Source organism: Sphingobium sp. BS19 (assembly GCF_027925545.1).
In the GTDB taxonomy this organism is placed as follows: Bacteria; Pseudomonadota; Alphaproteobacteria; order Sphingomonadales; family Sphingomonadaceae; genus Sphingobium.
On sequence record NZ_BSEF01000010.1, the window covers coordinates 222,433 to 241,949 of the forward strand.

The following is a 19,517-nucleotide window of genomic DNA, read 5'->3' on the forward strand; positions in this document are numbered from 1 at the left end:
GAGCGACTCAGGTCGCGCGACTATTGTGCGAGGATCTGCTGGCACCGTGCGTGGCTGAGATTCATCGAGTTCATGCCCATGCCCTTCATCTCGTTGTGGTCGTGCGTCGTGTTGGTGCCCATGGTTTGTTCCATGCGCTCGCAACTAGCCCGCTGTTCGGGAGTTGCGTCCCTCATCGTCGCGCACCCCGCAAGCGGAACCAGGGAGAGCGACGCGGTTGCTGCCATAAGAAGTTTCATGATGTTACCTTTCTCTGTTCGGTTGTATGCCCCGCAGTCCCTCTCCCGAGCTCAAATGGCCCGTTCTTCTGTCCGATCGATTTGCGGGTAGAGACCGCCGGCAGTTAGTCGCAGCGCGCGGATCGCCAGCTCCGCTGCCTCCGCGCGGGTCACATTGGGGTAGGGGGCCAAATCTCATGCCGTCGCCCCGCTGGCGCCGAAAGCAGGGGCGCTTGTGTTCGCGAGGTGCGCAAGAATCGGACAGTCAGAAACCGGAGCATCCACCGGGCACTCGGCGGCGAGCCCCTCGAGTGCATCCTTGATGCGATTGAGATCGATGATCCGGGAAGTGGACTCCGCGATCTTCCTCTCCGTAATGTCCAGAACGTCCGCGGCGCGAGCGGTGTCCGAAGCCTGCAACGTGAGAAGCAGACCGATTTCGGCGAGCGTAAAGCCAAGCTGTTGCGCCTTGCGGATGAAGCGCACTCGCTCGAGGTCGCTCTCCGCGTACAAGCGGTAACCCGCCGACGAGCGTGCGGGGTGCGGCAGGAGACCGTTGCGCTCATAATAGCGAATGGTGTCGGGCCGGACGCCAACTGCCTTCGCGAAAGCGCCAATGGTCAAGCCAGCCATGAATTACCTCCGCCACCCCTATCGCGCTTGGACCATAGTCCAGGGTCAAGGCCGTTCTTTTGACCGAGGTCAAAAATCCAAGGTCCGAGATCGGGATAGAAAAAAGGGCCAAGGGGGCGTCGTACCTCGACCATCGAGGCGGTTGGTGGTTCCGACTGCACGTCAAGCTCGTCGTTGATGCCCGGCAGCCCGACGGTGCTAAAGGCGTCGCCGCGAGCGGCGATCACGACGGCGGTAGCTCGGGCCCTGCCTGGCGCGCCGCCCGGTCGATTTTTCTGGTCGTCAGCGGCCATGCTGTGGTTGCTGCCTGCGATTGGTTCACCCGATCATTCGGCTCGATCGCGTCACGTCTTTGACGCAGATCAAAGCCTGCCAGTGCAGGTCGGACGAAAAGCAAGTGGGTCGGGCACAAGCTGTTCACGTCGAGGAGATTGAGCTTGACCGATCATGCAGACAATAGTCCGGCGATAAGCGGTCTCTCGGACACGCAGGCGATGCTGATCGACCGTTATTGGCGCGCGGCGAATTATGTCTCTGTCGGGCAGATTTACTTGCTCGATAACCCGCTCCTTCGAGAGCCGTTGACGCACGAACACGTCAAGCCGCGGTTGCTCGGCCATTGGGGGACGACGCCGGGGCTGAACTTCATCTACGCCCATCTCAATCGCATCATTCTGGCGCGCGATACCGATCTCCTCTATGTTTGTGGGCCGGGTCATGGCGGGCCCGGAATGGTCGCCAACACCTGGCTCGAAGGTACCTACAGCGAGATCTATCCGGCGATCAGCGATGACGAGGAGGGCATGCGCCAGCTCTTCCGTCAATTCTCCTTCCCCGGCGGCATCCCCAGCCACGCCGCGCCGGAAACCCCGGGCTCCATTCACGAGGGTGGGGAACTCGGCTATGCGCTCGTCCACGCCTATGGCGCGGCATTCGACAATCCCGAGTTGGTGGTCGCCTGCGTGATCGGTGATGGTGAAGCCGAGACCGGTCCGCTGGCCGCTTCCTGGCACAGCAACAAGTTCCTCGATCCGGTCCATGACGGCGCAGTGCTGCCGATTCTGCACCTTAACGGCTACAAAATCGCCGGGCCAACAATCCTGGGGCGGGAGGACGATGCGGTACTGCGCAAGCTGTTCGAGGCCTATGGTCACGAGCCCTTCTTCGTTGAGGGCAGCGATCCGATGGACATGCACCGGCAAATGGCGGCGACGTTGGACCGCGTCTTCGACCGGATCGCGGAATTTCAGCACGCTGCGCGCGCCGGGGAGGCTCCTGGCACGATCCGTTGGCCCATGATCGTGTTGCGCAGTCCGAAGGGCTGGACTGGTCCCAAGGACGTCGACGGCAAGAGGGTCGAAGGCTTCTGGCGGGCGCATCAAGTGCCGATCGCCGAGGCGCGGGAGAATGCCGCCCACCGCCGGCTGCTCGAGGAATGGATGCAAAGCTATCGTCCCGAGGAGCTGTTTGATGCGGCCGGCCGGCTTTTGCCCGAGCTACGCGCGCTGGCTCCCGCCGGTGACAAGCGGATGGGATCCACACCTTATGCCAATGGCGGCCGGCTGCGTCGCGCACTCAGGCGCCCCGACTGGCGCGACCATGCGGTGGCGGTCCCGAGCCCCGGCGGCGCGATCGGCGAGGCGACGCGGGAACTGGGCAAGTATCTCGCCGACGTGCTCCGACTGAATGCGGACGCCCGCAACTTCCGTGTCATGGGACCAGACGAGACCGCGTCGAACCGCCTGGACGCGGTGTTCGAGGTGACCGACCGCGCCTGGATGCAGCGGATCGAGCCTTATGACGAGCACCTTGCCCGCGGCGGGCGGGTCATGGAAATACTGTCCGAGCATCTCTGCCAGGGCTGGCTTGAAGGCTATCTGCTGACCGGACGGCACGGACTGTTCAACTGCTACGAGGCGTTCGTCCACATCGTCGACTCGATGTTCAACCAGCATGCCAAATGGCTGAAGGTCTCGCGCGGACTGGACTGGCGTCGGCCGATCGCCTCATTCAACTATCTGCTGACCAGTCATGTCTGGCGGCAGGACCACAACGGCTTCAGCCATCAGGATCCGGGTTTCATCGATCTGGTTGTCAATAAAAAGGCCGATGTGGTCAGGGTATATCTGCCACCGGATGCCAACTGCCTGCTGCGCGTGGCTGACCACTGCCTGGGCACCCACGACCGGATCAACGTGATCGTGGCCGGCAAGCAACCGGCACCTCAATGGCTGACCGCCGACGAGGCGGAGACGCATTGCGCTGCGGGGGTGGGCATATGGGACTGGGCGGGCACCGATCGCGACGGCAGGGAGCCGGATGTCGTCATGGCTTGCGCCGGCGACGTGCCAACGCTCGAGACGCTTGCGGCCGTCGACCTCCTTCGTCAGCACATTCCCGAACTGAAGATCCGGGTGGTGAACGTCGTCGACTTGATGACGCTTCAGCCAAGAAGCGAACATCCACACGGCCTCAGTGACAACGACTTCGACAGCCTGTTCACTCGAAACAAGCCAATCGTCTTTGCCTTCCATGGCTATCCGTACCTCATTCACCGGCTGACCTACCGGCGAGCCAACCACGCCAATCTTCATGTCCGCGGCTTCAAGGAGGAGGGGACGACCACAACACCGTTCGACATGGTCGTGCGCAACGATCTTGATCGGTTCCATCTGGCAATGGATGTGATCGACCGTGTGCCGGGCCTTGCCGACACCACCGCGCACGCCAAGCAAGCGTTTCGCGACCGGCTGATCGAGCACAAACAATATATAACGGCCTATGGTGAGGACATGCCCGGGATTCGCGAGTGGAGTTGGCCTTACCGGGCTGCGTCCGACGCAGGCGATTGAACCGCCCGTCGAAGTGTGCTGCGTAGCGTCGGCTGCTCAAGGCTCAAGGCGAGACTGCTCGAGCAGCGGACTACCCGAGATGTCGCTCGTGAGGTTGCGGTGATCGTGGGGGCCGCAGGGTTCTTCCTGATTTGCCTGATATGGTTCGACACACCGCCTGCCATACTCAAGAACAATGTCGAGCGCGTGGTAGGCGCTAGCGTTTGGCAGCGCGCCATCCGCTCGCGGGCGCTTCATCCCCACCTAAACCCGAGCTCCGGAACGTCAGCCTTTGACCTGAGTCAACGGCTAAGGGACGGGATTCCTCTACATTCGCAAGGGAAGCACGCGGTGTCCGCCGGAGAACAAAATGGCAAACGACAGAAGAGCGCACTTAGTTGGTGGAGGCATCGGCTCCCTGGCGGCAGCAGCCTTCATGATCCGCGATGGCGGCATGCGGGGCAAGAACATCACTGTCTATGAGACCCTGCCGGTCCTGGGCGGAAGCCTGGACGGCGGTGGCAACCCGGCGGATGGTTATTCGATGCGGGGAGGGCGGATGCTGACGACGGACAATTATGAATGTACCTGGGGCTTGTTCAAGACGATCCCTTCGCTCGAACAGCCTGGCAGGACCGTCTTCGAAGAAACGGTCGCGTTCAACGAGCGTGTGAAATCGCATTCCAAAGCGCGCCTCGTGGACCGCAACTGCGCGATCCTCAACGTCACCTCCATGGGTTTTTCAATGAAGGATCGCGTCGAGTTGCTGAAGCTCACCGGGGCGAGCGAGGAAACGCTGGGCTCAAGTCGAATTACCGAGTGGCTGTCGCCAACATTCTTCGAGACCAAGTTCTGGTATATGTGGGCCACGACATTCGCTTTTCAGCCTTGGCATAGCGCGGTCGAATTCAAACGCTACCTGCATCGTTTCATGAAAGAATTCTCACGCATCGAAACGCTCGCGGGCGTGAAGCGCACGATCTACAACCAGTATGACTCATTGGTTCGTCCGCTGGCGAGCTGGCTGAGGGAGAGGGGTGTTCATTTCGTCATTGACTGTCGGGTGACAGACATCACTCTGTCGACAATGAACGGAAAGATAGTAGTCACCAGCATCGAGACGAGCGATGCTGGTGGAAACGGATCCGTCAACGTCGACGCTGACGATCTTGTCTTTTTTCAAAACGGCTCGATGACGGACGCGTCTAGCCTTGGATCGATGACAAAGGCGCCCGAACGTCTGACGAAGGATGACAGCGCCGGTTGGGCTCTGTGGGAGAAGCTGGCCAAGGGGCGGCCCGAGTTTGGAAATCCTGCCGTGTTTAATTCCTCAATCCCTGAGTCCTACTGGCTGTCGTTCACTGTCACCCAGCAGAATACCGCCTTCTTCGATCATATGCAGGCTTTTACGGGCAACGAGGCAGGCACGGGCGGCCTCGTTACGTTCAAGGACTCCAATTGGTTCATGTCGGTAGTGCTGGCACATCAACCGCATTTCCCCGACCAGCCTGCCGGGACCCGCGTTTTCTGGGGCTATGCGTTGCACCCCGACCGGGTGGGCGACTTTGTAGCGAAGCCAATGTCGGAGTGCACCGGTCAGGAGATATTGATCGAGCTTTCTGGTCACCTCAACCTCGACCTGACGGTATTCGAAACGGCGAACTGCATTCCTTGCCGAATGCCCTATATCACCAGCATGTTCATGCCGCGTGCGAGCGAAGACCGTCCGCTGCCGGTCCCAAAGAACTCGAAGAACCTCGCCTTCGTCAGTCAATTCGTCGAAATACCCGAAGATGTAGTCTTCACCGTCGAATACTCTGTGAGGGTCGCGCAAATGGCGGTTTATCAACTGCTTGGGATCGATGCGGTGATTCCATCAATAATACATCACGATAAGTCGGCGATGGTAAACCTCAACGCGGTGATCAAGGCATTTCGGTAGTACGCCGTCAGCCCAGTCAGGCGCCTGTATCCTGAGACTATAGACGAAGTTCGGCACCTGGCTGTGCCGCTCGTTGTTGCTCGGGCGCCAGAGTGGCTCCGTCACCGCGGCTGAACCGCGAGGAGGGTGGATGTCACACGTCGGGCTCCCATAGTCGGTCGATCACGCCCACGCCGGGATAGACGACGAGCAGTTCGGTGCCTGGATCCACGCGGAGCGTGGTTTCACCCTCGGCGAGCCACACCCCGCACGCCTCGAAGCCGTCGTTGTCGATCGCGCCGCCGCCCTGGAGCGGCACTAGCCAGATCGGCCGACCGTCACTGGCAAGCGTCGCCTCGCCCGAGCGCGTCCAACGCTCGAGCACGAAGGCAGCGCGATCGGAGAGGATGGTACGACCTGGCGTGACCTCCTTGGCTACATACGGTGCGACGTACGGGACGGGATTGCTCGCTGCGACGCCTTCGTCGAGATGCAGCTCTCGCGGCCGGCCATAATCGTAGAGGCGGTATGTCAGGTCGACATTCTGCTGCACCTCGACCAGCGTCAGCCCCGGCCCGATCGCATGGACGGTGCGCGCGGGCGAATAATAGACGTCGCCCGCCTTGACCGCCTTCCAGTCGACGAGCTTCTCGATCGTGCCATCAAGCGCGGCGCGGCGAAGTTCGTCCTGGGTCATTGGGGCCACCGTGCCAATCGCGATTGTTGCACGCGGCTCCGCGGCGAGTACCACCCACGCCTCGTCCTTTCCGCGCGGATAGCCGTGCGCCTGCGCCACCGTGTCGTCGGGGTGAACCTGGATCGACAGCTTCTCGCTGGTGAATAGATATTTTATGAGCAGCTCGGGATCGCCGGGTGCCTCGAACCAAATCTCTCCGACGGGCTCACCGCCTGGCGCCACGCTGCCGAAGCCCGGCCACAGGTTGGTCCGCCCCCAGGGTTTCTCGACTCGCTTGGTGGTCAGGCGGATGGCGGCCATGAAGCGGGTTCCTTCGTCACGCGACGCCCAGTAGTCGCGAACCTATGACCACGCGATCCATTCGTGCATCACTGGGGAGTCGTAGGGTTCCCGACGCTCTCTCCGTGCAGGATGCGGAGGCGTCGCCTGTCGGGTTCGTCTGCCGCCTGGTTCACGTTCGGCTCGATCAGGTCATGGCGAGGCGCGGGCTGGAAAAATGCACTCGAGGCTGCCTCACGGCGCCACGTTTGTGCCAGGGCGCGCCCGGCGATTCCGGCGACTCGATCAAGCGCCTCCCGGTGCGGAATATCGCACGGAAATCGCTCCCACCATTCTGTACGCTCACCCATGCTAGGGCCGGTCCAGATTTGCACGTGATACCCGGAAGCTCCTGGAGGATAGACGCACATGCCCACGATCAGCTTCTTGTCGGCGGCGAGCTGCAGAAGCTCGGTAAACATCATCGTCTCCTGTGTCTAACGGCATATCGGCTGATCGGAAACCAGCATCATCTACCTCCGAGGCCCCTGTCGCGCTTCGACTATAGTCCCGAGCCAAGGCCGGTGTTTTGATTCGGGTCAAAAGCTGAGGTGAGGGAAATGGGAGGGGCGCTCCGAACCAATGACCCCGCGCGAGATGATGCAGCCGTCATCGTCCGTTCCGCTCGAGAGCTCTCAGCCGGGAAGATCTGCCACGCCGCACAGAGATGCGGCGCATTCTTCGGGCCCGCCGCTACCAAAAAAAGTCCGCGTCAGATGGCCATCCCGACCATATCGCGACAGCTTTGGGCACATGTCCGACAGGTTAAAGCACACTGTCGCATCTGAGCGTCTGCGGCAAAGCTGTCGCAGTCGCGCGCGCAGGCTTCGCAAACCCGAGCGCAGGCCTCGCAAATCACTGCATGCTGCGAAGAGCGCCGCAATAAAGAGTTAGCTGTCGTCTGGCATATCTCCGCGCAGTCAAGCAGGAGTGAAAGATGCTTGGTGCTAACGTGTTTTCCGCCTTTGTCCATGCAGTAACGGGCAGTTTCCAGGCACATCTTATGTGATTCGAGACAATCCTGTACACAGTCCGATAACGTCATTCCCCGTTTCATACTCGCCATCCCCCTGCTTTGCTGCGCCTCGGCGGCGGAAATGACCGTCCCCGCCGCCGCAAGCGCAACACTACCAGAAATGAATGACCGCCGATTATGGTGAGTAGGTTTCATCATCACTTTCGTTCCTTTGTTTTCAGCCGACTTGCCGGTCATTGGGCTCGGTCGCACAAGATATCCTAACGCCCACTACGAGGCCGATCACAGCGAACATCATCGCCAACGCAGGAAATCCCCGGACGGTACGCGCTTCACTTGCACCAAACGACTTTAATTGGTGCGCTGCACTCGGCCAGCACGCGCCCAATCGCGGTTGCTGACCGCGGGCCGTCTTCGATTGCCTGCCTCGCAACCGCGCGCTTCTTGTCACCGCTGATCGTCAACATCAGCGTCCGTGTCGCCACAAGCGCCGCTCGAGTGAGGGTAACGCGCGCGACCGGTGCCTCCTTTGGTGGTGGGTCGGGAACGACGCCGCAGGCGCGGCGTGATAACGGAGCGCTCAACGCCGCCTCAAAATCCGGCCCCGGCAGGATCGAGGCGGTATGGCCATCCTCACCCATCCCGAGCCAGACAAGGTCGAATGGCCATTGCAGCACCCGCAGGCGCCGATCCGCGGCGCGGCCCGCCGCCCCTGGGTCGATATCCACGCGCTCGCACAGCGGCATTATGGTAGCGCCCGTGGTGCCGAAATGAGCGCGAATCAAGCCGGCATTGCTGAGCGGATCATCCTCCGCGACCAACCTTTCATCAGTCGGCAGCAGCATGACCTTCGGCCAGTTCAGTGAGCGAGCGGCCAACGCGCGGAATATCGGCACTGGCGTCTTGCCGCCCGGCACTGCAAGCAACGCGCACCCGCGCGCGTCGACCGCGCATTCTACCGCGATCTCAACATCGTTGACGACCTGCCACACCATTGCGGCTCGGTCGTCGAATTCCAGCCACTCGACCTCGTGCATCACCAAAGCCTCATTGGAAAGCGAGGGCGGCTACCTGCGAGCTAAGCATGCGCCGGGAGGAAGCAGCATGTTTGCCACATTTATTCCCGGTCACCCTACTCCGTCACTCCGTCAGGCTCCCAAGATGTTTCCTACGCCATCGCCGCCAGAAGCTGGTCGAGTGGCACCGTCGCGAAGGTGGTGAAGCTGTCGGCAACGGCATAGGGCAGCACCAGCACGCGATTGTGGACCATCGCGCCGCAACTGTAAGCCACGTTCGGAACATAGCCTTCGCGTTCTTCGGCATCTGATCGGAGCAGCGGTTGAGTCACGCGCGCCAGCAGTTTCGACGGATCGTTGCGGTCCAGGAGGCATGCCCCGATGCAATAGTTTCGCACTGAACCGACGCCATGCGTGATCAGCAGCCAGCCCTCATCGATCTCGATGGGCGACCCGCAATTGCCGATCTGAACGAATTCCCAAGGCCAGCGCGGCGAAACCGTTTTCACGCCGCCGTTCCAGTCGTATAGATCGTCCGACGTCAGGAACAAGATGTTCTCGTTGTCCTGCCGACCGAGTATTGCGTATTGCCCGTCGATACGACGCGGGAACAGCGCCATCCCCTTGCTGCTCGTGGCGTCTCCGTGGAGGGCTTTGAGTTCGAAGGTTCTAAAATCAGTGGTGCGGAGCAACTCCTGTCGGATCGCTTGACCATTGAAAGCGGTGTAAGTGCCGAGGTAAGTTGCGCTCCCGTCATCATCGACAAAACGAACGAGACGGAGGTCTTCGATGCCGTTGCGCTGGCTGGGCGTCATTGGAAACAATACGATTTCCGACAGATCATGACTCCCATCGCAGATGATACGCACGCCCGGCTCGCTCGTCCCGTCGCCGGGCATGTTTTCCATCTGCAGCACGACCGGCCTTGGACTGGAGGGATCGATCGCGACGACACCGTTCGCTCCGCACACGCCCGTGCGGAAGGCGACCGATGAAACATGTCCTTCGCCGACCGCTCGCAGCGAAAGAACGAAGCGGATGGCATCGGCTGCGACGCCGGACTGGTCGGGGTGAGGGACAATGCTCGGGTTGAACAAAGCCGCGGCCTCGTAGGAATATTCATTGCTGAAGTAAGCCCCAATCAAGATTGCGCGGTCGCGGCTGACTTCGCATTTGCATATAATCAATCCGTTCACCTCTTGAAACCGCCGAAGGAAGACTGACTCCACGTCCCGGTGACGACCTGAGAAGTCGGTCAGGAGGCGTCGCAATTCTTCGCGCAACTCGGCTTCATCGAGCGCAAGCACCCGATCTGCGATGCGTTGTGCGCGCGGACGATCTCCCTGGTCGAACCCCTTCGGATCCGCCGCTGGGGTGTAAGGCCGAATGACCACGCGCGCTGGATCGGACCGAAGCAACACAGGCAGGCGGGTCACAAAATCAGCCTTCGACATGATGAGCTCCATTGCTGTTGTCTCGCGGCTTCGTCCGCCGGTCGGATAGAATCTCGGTGCGCTTGTTCGGGAAGCCTTTGTTCAGGGCACTGGATCCCCTCGACCATTTGCCTGTGAAGGCCTCAGGCAAGCGATGATCGCCGAGATCGCGGTCCTGGTCTCGGCGACGTCCCGGACTGCGATCGTATCAATCCCCGCCTCACGAACAGGGTTGTCGTTGCCCCCCGGGTAGATCGCGTCGCCGAGGAAGAGCATTTCGGCGAAGGGAACGCCGGCATGCTTGGCTAGCTTGCGCATTCCGTAAGCTTTGTCGATGCCATGACGAGTGATGTCGATCGAGGTTGATCCGCCAATGTTGACCGAGAGATCGTGGAGCGTCGTTCGGAGGGCCGCCTGGAGGCGTTTGCGCTTGGCGAAGTCTGGATCCCACGCGGTCTTTGCGTCGAGGGGAGCGAGCTGCCCGAGCCCGGAAAACGTGATCTGGCTGCCGCGATCCTCCACTCGTTCGCCCCATATCTGGGTCTCGCGGAGCCCACTCTCGTCGGCTGCCCTGGTTAACGCATCGAGGATGCGGCTGCGCTCTTCTTGCGAGAAGACGTCGGCGTACACGACCTGCCAGCCCTCATCGAAACGGTAGAGCTTGGTACCCGTGGTCGGCATGATGAACAGCTGACGGAGGTTGGCTTTCCTGGGCAGCCGCGACACGACTTGTGTCTCGAACTGTGGCCAGTCGCCCCCGGAGATCACCGCAACGCGGAGGAGATCGAGAAGCTCGGCAAGCAACTCGGCCGTCGCTTGGTCGATCGGCTGTTTGCTCTCGGCCAGGGTGCCGTCCAAGTCGAAAGCGATAAGTCGCTTCATCGGCAAGCTCCACTCATGATGCCGTCGTCCGGCGGATCGTTGAAATCGCCTCGCTCATGGAGCCGCTTCCGGCAGGATGATCTCGTCTATCGCATGGGCAACGCCGTCCTCCTCGTTCGACCGAGTTACCCGGTCAGCGGCGGCCCGGACGGCATCGGGACCCTGTCCCATTGCAATCGAGAGACCTGCGCGCGCGAACATCGGCAGGTCATTGCGCTCATCGCCGAGCACGGCGACGTTAGCGAGCGGCACGCCGATCGCGGCGGCCAGTGCGGCGACGCCATCGCCCTTGTTGGCGCGGGGGGCGGTGATGTCGAGATAGTAGGGCTGGGAACGGCCAACGGTGACGTCCTGCCCGAGTGCGGCCGCGATCTCTCCGTCAAGTCGCGCGAGCAGTGCATGGTCGTCGCTGACGCCGACGATCTTGTCGGGATGGGCGAGCAGTCCCGCGAAGTCGCGCCTGATGATCAGGTCGATGTTGGCCGCGCGGCGCTCGCGCGGAACATACACACCGTCAATTGCGCGGGCATACCAGAGGCCGCCCGCGAACAGCCACGGGGTGATGGCCGGGTGATCCAGCAGCGCGAGCGCCCGTGCGGCGCATTCGGGCTCGAGCTGGTCGGCCGAGACGACAGTCCCGTCGGGCTGGACGATCGTGCCACCATTGAAGGCGCCGAGGACGCCCGTGAGCTCCAGCCGTTCCGCGATCCACAGCATGCCGCTGGGCGGTCGGGCGCTGATCAGGCTCACCGCGATGCCGGCCGCCTTGGCCCGCCCGACCGCTGCGATCACGCCTTCGGAGAGGCTCTTGTCGCGGCGGACGAGCGTGCCGTCGATATCGGACACGAGTAGGCGGATGCGCCCGCTCACCCGAGGTGATGCCAGCGTCGGTGCGAGCGGTGCATCAGCGCATCCGCACTTTCGGGACCGGCGCTGCCCGCAGCATATTCCTCCGGAGTGCCCTGAGCCCACACATCGAGGAGCGGCTGCACCGCGCGCCAGCCACCTTCGATCTGGTCGGCTCGCTGGAACAGCGTCTGATCGCCGGTTAGCACGTCGTAGAGCAAAGTTTCGTAGCCAGTCTGGTGGCCGACCTCGAAATGGTCCTTGTAGCGAAAGTTCATGGCGACGGGCGCGGTGTTCACGACGGGCCCCGGCCGCTTGACCACAAACTCGAGGCTGATGCCCTCGTCCGGCTGAATTTGCACGACGAGGCGGTTGGGGGGCAGGCGATCCACCACCGTCTCCCGGAACAGCGCCAGTGGCACGTCACGGAACTGAACCACGATCTCGGTATCGCGTACCGGCATCGCCTTACCGGTGCGTAGATAGAAAGGCACGCCCGACCATCGCCAGGTCTCCACGTGCACCTTGAGCGCGGCGAAGGTCTCGGTGCGGCTGGCGGGATCGACGTCCGGTTCGGCGAGGTAAGCGGGCACTGGCTTGCCGGCTATGCTGCCAGCTGCATAGCGGCCGCGAATGGCCTCGGCCGGATCGATCGGGCGGATGGCGGCGATGACCTTCCCCTTCTCGGTATGGATTGCCTCGGCATCGAAGCTGATCGGCGGCTCCATCCCAATCATCGCCAGCAGCTGAAAGAGGTGATTGGGTACCATGTCGCGCAATGCGCCCGTGCCGTCATAGAATCTGCCGCGCGTGCCGACAGTCACGGCCTCGGCGGCGGTAATCTGGACATGATCGACGTAGCGGTTGTTCCAGACGGCTTCGATCATGGCGTTGCCGAAGCGTGCGACCATGATGTTCTGCACCGTCTCCTTTCCCAGGAAATGGTCGATCCGGTAAATCTGATCCTCTCTCGCCTGGGTAAGGATCTGCCTGTTGAGCGCCTGCGCAGTGGCGAGGTCGGTGCCGAACGGCTTTTCGATCACGATGCGGCGGAAGCCGGCAGTCGCGTTGAGCAGCCCCCCTTCGCCGAGCTGATCGACGACGGTCCCGAAGAAGCTCGGTGCGGTGGCGAGGTAGAAGACCGCGTTGCCGGTGAGTTGGGTGCCGAGCGCCTGGTACGTGGCGGGATCGGCGAAATCTCCCCGCAAATAGCGGATACGGCCGCGGAGCCGCTGCCAGTCGGCATCGTCCTTCACGAAATCGTCAAGCGCCTGGCGCAGATGCTCGTCGTCGCCGTCATGATGGCTGACGCCGAGCAGCGTCATGTCATCGGCGAGCAAGCCGGCCCGGGCGAGGTTAACGAGCGCGGGTACCAGCAACCGGCGGGTGAGGTCCCCTAGAGCGCCGAAGATGACGAAGGTAGCAGGGGGTGCAGCCGGAGCATCGCTCATTGGGGCATCTCGACATGGCCCCCAAAGCCGAACCGCATCGCCGAGAGCAGCTTGTCGCCGAATGTCGTGTCGACCCGGCTGCGGTAGCGCGCGAACAGTGCTGCAGAGAGGACGTAGGCAGGAACCGCCTCCTCCATTGCCGCCTCGATCGTCCAGTGACCCTCGCCGGAATCCGCGACTTGGCCAGAGAATTGCTCGAGCATCTGATCCTTGGCGAGCGCCGCGGCCGATAGGTCGAGCAGCCAAGAGGAAATGACGCTACCGCGCCGCCAGACCTCGGCGATGTCGGTCAGGTTGAGGTCGAAGCGCTCGTCTTCCGGCAGCTTGTCGGAAGACTTGCCCTTCAGGATGTCGAACCCCTCAGCATAGGCCTGCATCAGGCCATATTCGATGCCGTTGTGCACCATCTTGACGAAGTGGCCCGAACCCGCGGGACCGGTGTGGATATAGCCCTTCTCGGCGCGCGCATCCTCATTGGGGTCGCCGCGCTCCGGCGTGCGCGGGATGGTGCCATGGCCCGGCGCCAGCACCTCGAACAGGGGATCGAGGCTGTCGAGAGTAGCAAAATCGCCGCCGATCATCATGCAATAGCCGCGCTCGAGTCCCCATACGCCGCCCGAGGTGCCCACATCGACATAGTGGAGGCCTTGCATTGCGCACAGCTTCGCCCGGCGGATGTCGTCCTTGTAGAAGCTGTTGCCGCCGTCGATGATGATGTCGCCTGGGGCAGCCAAGGCCATCAGCGTCGCGATCGTGCTCTCCGTCGGCGGCCCCGCCGGCAGCATTACCCAGAAGATTCGCGGGCTCTCCAGCTTGTCGGCGACCTCCTCAAGCGAGGCGGCGGCGGTCGCGCCTTCGCCGGCCAGCTCTGCCACCGCCGGAGCGTTGCGATCGAAGGCGACGATCTCGTGACCGCCGCGCATTAGCCGGCGCGCTATATTGGCTCCCATCCTGCCGAGGCCGATCATTGCGAGACGCATGCGCTGGTTCCTTAATTCTGGGCTGCCGCGACGATCGCCGCGCGCAAGGCTTCGATGCGCCCGCCGGCCTTTTTCAGGTGGACGCGCAGAACGCGCCGGCCGCGCGCGGCGAGCACGTCCATGTCGCCGCGCGCCTGCGCGATCTGGACGGTGCCGAAGCTCGCCGTCCTGCCGGGAATCGCCAGATCGGGATCGGGATCGCGCGTGATCGTCAGGAAGACGCCGCTCGCCGGGCCGCCCTTGTAGGCCTGGCCCGTCGAGTGGAGGAAGCGCGGCCCGAAGCCCGCGACCGTCGCCACCGCCTTGGCATCGCGTACCGCTACCCGCATCGCCGCGATTGCCGCCGCGTTCGTCTCGTCGCGCTCCACATAGCCAAGGAACCCGGCATAATCGCCAGGCGCCAGGCCTGCGAAGTGCATCCGCAGCAGCGCTGCCGGTTGGGCTGAACCAAAGCCGCTGTCGTCTGCGGTAAAGATGGCGAAGTCATTATCCTCCGCCGCGGCGGTCTCGGGCTCCAGCGCGCCCGACGCCTCATAGGCATCCACCAGCTTGCGCGTGGCGATCTTGGCATCTTCCACGTCGGGCTGGTCGAACGGATCGATGCCGATCACCGCGCCGGCGACCGCGGTCGCGATCTCCCAGCGGAAGAATTCCTGCCCGATCAGCTCGGGCTTGGCGACCGTGATGCGGACCACTGGATGCCCGGCTTCGGCCAATTTCGTCAGCGCCGTATCAAGGCCATCCTCGGCGTCGCCCGCCATCTCGAAGTGGACGAATAGCCGGTCGGCCCCATAGGCTTCGATCGCGCCGATTGGCTCCAGATCGACCGGGACGATGCCCTTGCCCTCCTTGCCGGTCGACTCCGCAAGCAATTGCTCGAGCCACGCGCCGAATGGCGCGAGCTTCGGCGAAGTCAGGATGGTGAGCTTGTCGCGCCCGGCGAGCGCGGCCTCGCCGATGAGCGCGCCAAGCCGGATGCCCGGATTCGCCGCCGGCGGCGCATCTGCCCCACAGGCGAACACCATCGGCGCCGTCGCCTCGTAGAAGGCGTGGACGTCGATCCCCATCGCGGCGGCCGGCACCATGCCGAAGGCGGAGAGCACCGAGTAGCGCCCGCCGATCGTGGGATCGCCGGGAAAAACATGCGCGAAGCCATCCGCTTTGGCCGTCGCCTCCAGCTTCGATCCCGGATCGGTCACGGCGACGAAGCGTGCGCCATCCTTGCCGGCTAGATCGTAGAAAAAAGCGCGCAGCAGCTCCGGCTCCATCGTCGAGCCCGACTTGGACGAGACGATGAACAAGGTGTCGGCCGGATCGATCGCGGCGGCGACGGTGGTGATCTGGCCAGGATCGGTGGTGTCGAGCACGTGCAGCATCGGGCTGCCCGGCGCGTTGCCGAGGATGTTCGCCAGCACCTCGGGCCCGAGGCTCGATCCGCCCATGCCGAGCAGAACGGCGTGGCGGTAGCGCTTCGCTTCCTCGCCGAGCGCCTTCAATGCGGCGGGATCGACCTGCTGCCCGCGTGCGGCCGGCAGCCATCCGAGCCATTTGCTCTCGTCCTTGCCCGTCCAGAGCGTTGCGTCGCCCGCCCACAGCTGCCGTGCCCAGGCATCTGCGCGGGCTTGTTCCAGCCGCTTCTCAACGGCTTCGTTCAGCCCGGTCGGCAGCGTGGCCGTCATCCCGTTCTGGCGATCTCCGAGGAAGGCGGTGCGCTTCTGCGCGACCGCGCCGAGCAGCGCATCGGCCGCATCGGCGAACAGCCGCACGCCATCGTCGACCAGCCCCGTGGTGACGCCGCCGAGATCGAGGCCGAGGCGCTTCGCCTCGTCGAGAACATGCCGCGCCTCGTCCAACCTTTTAGTGAGCGTTCCGTGGACGCTGCCGCGGTCCCGGAATGCGTCCATCGTCTGGGGCGGCATCGTGTTGATCGTGTCGGGGCCGATCAGCGTGTCGATATAGAGCGTGTCCGGATAGGCCGGATCCTTGGTGCCGGTGGACGCCCAGAGCAGCCGCTGCGGCATCGCGCCCTTGGCGGCGAGCGCCTGCCAGCGGTTGCCCGCGATAAAGCGGCGATACCAGTCATAGGCGAGCTTGGCGTTGGCGATGGCTACCTTACCACGGATCGCCTTCAGCGCGTCGCTCTCGGGATCGTTGGCCGCCACCCGCGCATCGATCGATTTGTCGATCTGCGCGTCGATCCGGCTGACGAAGAAGCTGGCGACGCTCGCGACACGGTCGATCGGCTCGGCGCGCTGCACCCGCGCCTCCAGGCCGCCGACATAGGCCTCCGCGACGGCCTGATAGGCTTCGAGCGAGAACAGCAAAGTGACGTTGATGTTGATGCCGTCCGTGATCAGCCGGCGGATCGCGGGCATGCCGGCCTTCGTGCCCGGCACCTTCACCATCAGGTTCGGCGCGCCGACGGCCGCCCAAAGCCGCTGCGCTTCCTCGATCGTCGCATCGGTGTTGTTGGCGAGATAGGGCGAGACTTCGAGGCTGACATAGCCGTCCTTGCCGCGGAGCCTGTCATAGGCCGGCCGCAGGTTGGTCGCCGCCGCCTTGATGTCGGCGATCGCCTGGCTTTCATAGGTGTCCACCACGCTCGCATCGGCCTTGCCGAGGAATTCCGTGAAGCCGGCGTCATAGGCGTCCCCATGCCCCATAGCCTTCTCGAAGATGGAAGGATTGGAGGTGACGCCGGTGAGCCCATCCTCCTCGATGAGCTTGCGCAGCCCGCCTTGGCCCAAAAACTTGCGGTCGACGAAATCGAGCCAGACGGCCTGACCCGCTTCGCTGAGTTGCTTCAAGCGGCTGGCCATGTGTTCTTCTCGATCAGCTCGCGCGCCACGGCGCAGATATTGGCGACGGTGAAGCCGTATTTCTCCTGCAGCTTGGCAAGCGGGGCGGAGGAGCCGAACGTCTTCATCGTGATCGTGCCGCCATCATGGCCGACATAGCGATCCCACCCCATCGAACCGGCCTGCTCCACCGCGAGGCGGGCGCGCACCGCATTGGGGAACACCGTCTCGCGATAGGCATCGTCCTGCTTCTCGAACAGGTACCAGCTCGGCAGCGATACTACGCGGGACTTCACCCCCTCGGCGACCAGCTGCTCGTGCGCAGCGACCACCATCGGCAGTTCGCTGCCGGTGCCGATCAGGATCACGTCGGGATCGCGGTCCTCGACATCCGCGAGGATATAGCCGCCCCGCTCCAGCCCGTCGGCGGACGCATATTTCTCGCGGTCGAGCGTCTGGATCACCTGGCGGGAGAAGATCAGCGCGGTCGGCTCGCTGGTGTGCGAGAGCGCGACTTTCCACGCCATCGCCACCTCGTTGGCATCGCCCGGCCGGATCGTGTCGAGCCCGGGGATCGCTCGCAGCGTTGCCAGATGCTCGATCGGCTGGTGGGTCGGCCCGTCCTCGCCCACGCCGATGCTGTCATGGGTGAACACGAAGACCACCGGCAATTCCATGATCGCCGCGAGCCGGATCGGGGGCCGCATATAGTCCGCGAAGACCAGGAAGGTGCCGGTGTACGGACGCAGGTAACTCAGCGCCATGCCGTTGGCGATCGATCCCATCGCATGTTCGCGCACGCCGAAATGCATGTTGCGGCCTGAATAATCGTCCCGCTCGAAAGCGCCGGCGCCCTCGAAGGTGAGGTTCGTCTTGGTCGAGGGGGCGAGATCGGCCGCGCCGCCGATCAGTAGCGGCACGTGGGGTGCGATGGCGTTCAGCACCTTGCCACCGCTGTCGCGCGAGGCGAGGCCCTTGGCGTCGGTCGGGAAGGGCGGGATATCGGCGTCCCACCCGTCCGGCAGCTTGCCTTGGCGTAGCAAGCCTATTTCGGCGGCCTCCGCCGGGAAGCTCTCGCGGTAGCGCGCGAACGTCGCTTCCCATGCCTCGCGCGCGGGCTTGCCGCGGCCGGAGACGGCATCGTGAAAGGCCTCGGCAACGCCGTCTGGCACGAGGAATTGCGCACCCTCGGGCCACCCATAGGCCTTCTTGGTCGCGCGAACATTAGCGTCGCCGAGCGGCTCGCCATGCACCTTTTCGCTGCCCGCCTTCGGGCTGCCCCAGCCTATCACAGACTGAACGACGATGAAGGTTGGCCGGTCGTCCGTCGCGCGGAAGGTCGTCAATGCCTCCGCGAAGGCGTGGGTGTCGTTGGCGTCGTCGAGGTGGATGACGTTCCAGCCATAGCCCACGAACCGCTGGCCCACATCCTCGGTGAAGGCGAGCTTGGTCGACCCCTCGATCGAGATATGGTTGCTGTCGTAGATCCAGCAGAGGTTGGAAAGCGCGAGGTGACCGGCGACCGAGGCGGCCTCGCCGGAAACGCCCTCCATCATGTCGCCGTCGCCGCACAGCACATAGATGTCGTGATCGAACAGGTCGAAGCTGTCGCGATTGAAGCGGGAAGCCAGCGCATGCTCGGCAATCGCCATCCCCACCGAATTGCCGCAACCCTGGCCGAGCGGACCGGTCGTCGTCTCGACCCCAGTCGTCATACGATACTCTGGATGGCCGGGAGTCTTCGAACCCAATTGCCGGAACTGCTTGATGTCGTCGAGACTGACAGCGGGCTTGCCCGTAAGCTTGCCGTCAGCATCGATCTCCTTGACCCCGGCCAGGTGCAACACCGCATAGAGCAGCATCGAGGCATGGCCGACCGACAGAATGAAGCGATCGCGGTTCGGCCAATCGGGCGTGTCCGGATCATAGCGGATGAAGTCTCGCCACAGCGTATGAGCCACCGGCGCGAGCGCCATCGGCGTGCCTGGATGGCCCGAATTGGCCTTCTGCACGGCATCCATCGCCAGCGTGCGGATGGTGTCGATCGCGAGTCTTTCCCTCGATCCGTCCTCATGCGATGGCTGTGCCGACGCCGTTGTACCGGGCATATACCTCCTCGCGATCCCTTTGTTCGACGCACGTGCACAGCACGACTCCATCCGAAGGACGCTCGCTGCGCCTGCCGAAGATTGGCGTGGCGACAGGTCGCGTCATTGACGCAGATCAAAGCGTGACATTGCGGGCGAGGCAACGGGTAACAAGCTGCCGCACACCATCGGATGGCCGACCGACAATGCAGCTGCTACACCGCGCACGATACCAGGCGCTTCGTCCGCGACATCTTGCTCACACGGACCACGCCCGTCGAAAGCCCGCAGAGAAACGGCCATTGCTGGGGCTTTCGTCCGCACGCTCAAGCGTGGCTACGCCCAGGTCATCCTGCGTCCCGGCGTCGCCGGCGTCATCGGGCGGCTGCCCGCCTGGCTCGATCACTGCAATCGCGGGCATTCGCATCGC

16 protein-coding genes are annotated in these 19,517 nt (G+C 63.3%); 3 read left to right on the forward strand and 13 right to left on the reverse strand.

Features of this window, described 5'->3' with window-relative positions; all coding sequences use genetic code 11:
- Nucleotides 1–20: 20 nt before the first annotated feature.
- Together QMG56_RS13560 and QMG56_RS13565 are read right to left on the reverse strand one after the other, a co-directional pair.
- Nucleotides 21–239 (reverse strand): hypothetical protein, encoded by a 219-nt coding sequence (locus tag QMG56_RS13560; RefSeq protein ID WP_281822858.1) that lies wholly within the window; start codon nucleotides 237–239, stop codon nucleotides 21–23.
- 174 nt (nucleotides 240–413) lie between these two features.
- Nucleotides 414–851: a heavy metal-responsive transcriptional regulator gene (locus tag QMG56_RS13565; protein WP_047100364.1), complete on the reverse strand. Its 438-nt coding sequence runs from the start codon at nucleotides 849–851 to the stop codon at nucleotides 414–416.
- A gap of 59 nt (nucleotides 852–910) precedes the next feature.
- Between QMG56_RS13565 and QMG56_RS13570 the strand changes: the two genes are divergently transcribed.
- From QMG56_RS13570 to QMG56_RS13580, 3 genes are all read left to right on the forward strand, one after another.
- Nucleotides 911–1,207 (forward strand): hypothetical protein, encoded by a 297-nt coding sequence (locus QMG56_RS13570; RefSeq protein ID WP_281822859.1) that lies wholly within the window; start codon nucleotides 911–913, stop codon nucleotides 1,205–1,207.
- Nucleotides 1,208–1,288: 81 nt separating this feature from the next.
- On the forward strand, nucleotides 1,289–3,703 hold the full coding sequence (locus QMG56_RS13575; RefSeq protein ID WP_309298566.1) for a phosphoketolase: 2,415 nt from the start codon (nucleotides 1,289–1,291) through the stop codon (nucleotides 3,701–3,703).
- A 349-nt stretch (nucleotides 3,704–4,052) separates the two neighbouring features.
- Nucleotides 4,053–5,624, forward strand: a complete 1,572-nt coding sequence (locus QMG56_RS13580) for an oleate hydratase (RefSeq protein WP_281822860.1) — start codon at nucleotides 4,053–4,055, stop codon at nucleotides 5,622–5,624.
- Between the two features lie 133 nt (nucleotides 5,625–5,757).
- Here QMG56_RS13580 and QMG56_RS13585 read toward each other — a convergent pair whose 3' ends face one another.
- The 11 genes from QMG56_RS13585 to QMG56_RS13635 form a co-directional block, all read right to left on the reverse strand.
- Nucleotides 5,758–6,600, reverse strand: coding sequence for a class I mannose-6-phosphate isomerase (locus tag QMG56_RS13585; protein WP_281822861.1), 843 nt, complete (start codon nucleotides 6,598–6,600; stop codon nucleotides 5,758–5,760).
- 68 nt (nucleotides 6,601–6,668) lie between these two features.
- Complete coding sequence (locus QMG56_RS13590; protein ID WP_230187282.1) at nucleotides 6,669–7,043, reverse strand: hypothetical protein; 375 nt, start codon at nucleotides 7,041–7,043, stop codon at nucleotides 6,669–6,671.
- 883 nt (nucleotides 7,044–7,926) lie between these two features.
- Complete coding sequence (gene pgl, locus QMG56_RS13595) at nucleotides 7,927–8,631, reverse strand: 6-phosphogluconolactonase (RefSeq protein ID WP_281822862.1); 705 nt, start codon at nucleotides 8,629–8,631, stop codon at nucleotides 7,927–7,929.
- 131 nt (nucleotides 8,632–8,762) lie between these two features.
- Complete coding sequence (locus QMG56_RS13600; protein WP_084718454.1) at nucleotides 8,763–10,064, reverse strand: glycoside hydrolase family 130 protein; 1,302 nt, start codon at nucleotides 10,062–10,064, stop codon at nucleotides 8,763–8,765.
- 81 nt (nucleotides 10,065–10,145) lie between these two features.
- Nucleotides 10,146–10,925: an HAD-IIB family hydrolase gene (locus tag QMG56_RS13605; RefSeq protein ID WP_230187284.1), complete on the reverse strand. Its 780-nt coding sequence runs from the start codon at nucleotides 10,923–10,925 to the stop codon at nucleotides 10,146–10,148.
- Between the two features lie 54 nt (nucleotides 10,926–10,979).
- Complete coding sequence (locus tag QMG56_RS13610; RefSeq protein ID WP_281822863.1) at nucleotides 10,980–11,771, reverse strand: Cof-type HAD-IIB family hydrolase; 792 nt, start codon at nucleotides 11,769–11,771, stop codon at nucleotides 10,980–10,982.
- A gap of 20 nt (nucleotides 11,772–11,791) precedes the next feature.
- Complete coding sequence (zwf, locus tag QMG56_RS13615; RefSeq protein ID WP_047100357.1) at nucleotides 11,792–13,222, reverse strand: glucose-6-phosphate dehydrogenase; 1,431 nt, start codon at nucleotides 13,220–13,222, stop codon at nucleotides 11,792–11,794.
- The gene (gene gnd, locus QMG56_RS13620) at nucleotides 13,219–14,202 is read right to left on the reverse strand and encodes a phosphogluconate dehydrogenase (NAD(+)-dependent, decarboxylating) (protein ID WP_047100356.1); all 984 of its coding nucleotides are present in this window, start codon (nucleotides 14,200–14,202) and stop codon (nucleotides 13,219–13,221) included. The genes zwf and gnd overlap by 4 nt, the downstream gene beginning before the upstream one ends.
- 11 nt (nucleotides 14,203–14,213) lie before the next feature.
- On the reverse strand, nucleotides 14,214–17,021 hold the full coding sequence (locus QMG56_RS13625; RefSeq protein ID WP_281822864.1) for a bifunctional transaldolase/phosoglucose isomerase: 2,808 nt from the start codon (nucleotides 17,019–17,021) through the stop codon (nucleotides 14,214–14,216).
- Entirely contained in the window at nucleotides 17,006–19,108 is a 2,103-nt protein-coding gene (gene tkt, locus QMG56_RS13630) for a transketolase (RefSeq protein WP_281822865.1), read from the reverse strand. The genes QMG56_RS13625 and tkt overlap by 16 nt, the downstream gene beginning before the upstream one ends.
- A gap of 238 nt (nucleotides 19,109–19,346) precedes the next feature.
- Nucleotides 19,347–19,508, reverse strand: a complete 162-nt coding sequence (locus QMG56_RS13635) for a hypothetical protein (protein ID WP_281822866.1) — start codon at nucleotides 19,506–19,508, stop codon at nucleotides 19,347–19,349.
- Nucleotides 19,509–19,517: the final 9 nt, after the last annotated feature.